A 2,821-nucleotide genomic window follows, 5' to 3' on the forward strand; every position below is an offset into this window, starting at 1 on the left:
GCCGGGAAGGTGCTCGGGGATGATGGTGCGGCGATTGCGCCGGTGGTGCCTGGGTTCGTGCCGCGGACGGATCGGGGTCTCGGTGGTGTGGGTGGGGAGGGTGGCGGTGCTCGGCCGGCGGGCGGGGCGGGGTCCGGTGAGGGTGGGTATCTGGCTACGTCGGCCGGGTTGGCGACCGTGGTCGGGTCGGATGCCGGTGCGGGGCTGGTGTCGATGCCCGGGGAGGTTGCCGCGCCTGCTGCGGCTGCGGTGGCGCGGCCAGGGGTGCAGCCGGCTGGGAATCCGGTGGATGTCGAGGCGGGCGGGGGTGTCGAGGGCCAGGGTGGGGTGCGAGCGGAGACGGGCCGGGGTGCTGGGGGGGAGCGCGGTGTGTCGGCGGAATCGCGTGTGGCGGTGACCGACCCTGCGCGGGTGGGTGCGTCTGGGGGACGACCGATTGTGGCGCCGGGGGGTGATGGTGCGGTGATACCGGCGGAGTTCGTGCCTCGGGTCGAGTGGGGTCACGGTGGTGTCGGTGGTGATGGCGCCAGTGCTCGGCCGATGGGCGGGCCGGGGTCTGGTGCGGGTGCAGATGTGGCCGGGTCGGCTGGGTTGGGCGGATCGGTGTCGGCACCCGGGGATTCCGCCGAGCCGGGTGCCGGATCGCGGGTCGAGGCTCGGGGAGGTGAGAGTGGTTCGACCGCCGATGAGGGCGCGTCGGGGGTGTCGGTGGATGACAGGGTCGGGTCTGAGGGGGACCGCGGGCCCGAATCGGGCTCGAAGGACGGGGATCGGGTCGATGCTGATCAGGATGTTGCGGGTGGGGTGTCGGATGCGGTGGTGAGTGACCGGCTGCTGGCCGAGGTGTTGGAGCGGAAGATCGCGGATCTGCCGTTCTCGGTGGATAGGACGGCGGCCACCGTCGAGCAGGTGAGTCAGTTCCAGGCGGCGGCTGAGGATGCGGTGCGGTTGTATGGGCTGCGGGAGGGGGAGTTGGCCGCTGAATCGTGGGAGCAGCGCAGGGCTGTGCTCGAGCACGGTGACCCTGTGGAGGCCTTGTTGCGGACGTTGGCTTCGATGGCTTGGGGGATAGAGAAGGTGCCGCGCTGGACTCAGGCGACTGCGTGGTTGCTCGGTCAGCGTGGGTTCGCGTCGCTTCAGATGAACACCGGGGAGGGCAAGACGATCGTTGCGGGGCTGGAGGCGTTGCAGCGACTTTCGCGTAGTGCGCCGGTCGAGCTGTCGAGCGGGCAGATTATGCGGGTCGACCAGACAGTGACCACGACCCAGGTGTTGGCCAACAGTGCGTTTCGGGAATTCACGCACATGATGCGCAGTCTGGGTTATGAGGCCTCCCGGTGGGATCCGCAGAACCCACCGGGGGAACCGGATCGGCCGACCGCCTATTTCATGACCGATGATGAGCTGGTGTCCGCTGATTTGTTCAAGCGGCCGCCGCCGGGGGAATCCGCGACGATCGACGAGGCGGACGCGGTACTGGTACACAACCGGAAAACACACTATCTTTCCGACGGGGAACGTGTCGAGGCGCCGGCGGCCGAGAAAGTGCATGTGGAGCGGCTGCGGGATTTCATGAAGGCTGTTTTGATGGGCCAGCGAAAGGAATTCCTTGCAGACGATTTGATAAGCAAGCGCAGGAATCTTCGCGAAGAGAAATTGTGGAAAGAGCTCGCTGCGCTCGGTGGTCGGGCGTTCACCGCCGACGAGTGGAGGATGGCGCGGGAGCTGACGTCGCAGACCCTGCGTCGGCGACCTGATTTTTCGCTCGCGATCGTGAGTGAACTGTGGAAACGGCATACCGGTCAGGCGTTCACAGAGGAAGACCTCAGGATGGCCGAAGCTTTCCTGGACTACAAGGCGGGTCGTCTGAAGGAGCGTCGGGACTTCATCGCTTTCGACGGCAAGATCCAGATTCTGGATCAGTACGGGAAACCTCTCAGTAATCCGAAGATCAATACCGATAGTCGCTGGTTCGGTGGCCGGCACAAGATGCTGGAGGCGATCTACGGGTACAGCGTATTCACCGACGGGAAGGGGATGACGGAGTCCACAATCGGCGAGGTGCTCGCCCGCTATAAGCGTCTGCTGCTGATGTCGGGCACGATGGAACGGACCGTGGCCGAGATCCAGCAGAACTTCCCGGGTGCGGGTGGTTTTGCGAAAGTACCCACATACCAGACCTCGAATCTGGTGGTGGAACCCGATCGTGTGTTCCACACCGATACCGAGAGATTGAAGGCCGCTGTTCTGCGGGTGAAGGAGTTGCAGGCATTAGGGCGGCCGGTGCTGGTGATCAGCCCCTTCCCTGATACGGCACACAAGTTCTCGCTGATGTTGAAAAAGGCCGGGGTCGTCGAAGAATCGATGGAAACGATCGATGGCGAATGGTTCGCCGAATTCCGCGACAACAACAAGGCAGAGGAAGGCCTGCAGAAGGTCAGAGACCTCGCTGGAGGCCAATATATACACAAATACAAAGAAAACGGTATAGAAAAACAACAAGTTCTGGGGCGGGTGACCATCGGCACCCCGATGCTGGGCCGTGGTTTCGATGTGGTGATCAGCGACAAGATCAATGATCGTGGCGGGTTGCACGCGTTGATGCTGGGACGTTCGTCCAATCCGGACGAGAACGAGCAGTGGCCCGCACGGGCGGGCCGCGCCGGTTTCGAAGGTACTGCCGGCTTCTACACCTCGGTGACCGATGACCTGCTGGCCCGAACCAACCACGACGGCGCCCAGATCGCCATCGTCCATTACCGCACCGCCGCGACCGCGCACGGCGAAGCCCTGGCCGAACAACACCACGCCCACACCGCCG

Annotated in this window: 1 protein-coding gene; it reads left to right on the forward strand. The window is 64.4% G+C overall.

Annotation, left to right across the window (positions count from 1 at the left end):
- Nucleotides 1-819: 819 nt before the first annotated feature.
- Nucleotides 820-2,821: hypothetical protein (locus tag ABZV91_RS32315; protein WP_355249507.1), on the forward strand; the 2,002-nt coding region annotated here is incomplete at its 3' end.

This window comes from Nocardia sp. NPDC004568, assembly GCF_040609955.1.
Taxonomy (GTDB): Bacteria; Actinomycetota; Actinomycetes; order Mycobacteriales; family Mycobacteriaceae; genus Nocardia.